Genomic DNA, 411 nt, shown 5'->3' on the forward strand with positions numbered 1-411 from the left:
GGTGGGCACTCTGGCATTGATATTCATAAAGGCTTAGCCAATGCTAACTTGTTACTGGCGCGCGTGCTGGCAAGCCTGTTTGGCTCATCGCCTTTTTATCTACAACACTGGACAGGTGGGGTACTGCGGAATGTGATTACGCGTGAAGCCTCTGCGGCGGTGTTGGGTGATTTTGACCGTATCAGCCAGTTACTTCCTACTATCTTGCAAACGCTACAAGCTGAATATAAAATCACGGAACCCAACCTCACCGTTACTGTTGAAAAACTAGTAGCCACGGACGCGCTGTCATCTGACGCTGCCAACCTTTCCGCTCTTAGTATAGCCGACAGTCAGCGTGTGCTTAACTTGCTGCGTAGCCTACCCAATGGCGTGATACGGATGAGCGATAGTTTTGCCGGCGTGGTAGAT

1 pseudogene is annotated in these 411 nt (G+C 50.6%); it reads left to right on the plus strand.

The features are described 5' to 3' along the window. A pseudogene (locus J1781_RS00165) lies at positions 1-411 on the plus strand (cytosol nonspecific dipeptidase); the annotation flags it as partial.

This window comes from Rahnella perminowiae (assembly GCF_019049695.1).
In the GTDB taxonomy this organism is placed as follows: domain Bacteria; phylum Pseudomonadota; class Gammaproteobacteria; order Enterobacterales; family Enterobacteriaceae; genus Rahnella; species Rahnella perminowiae.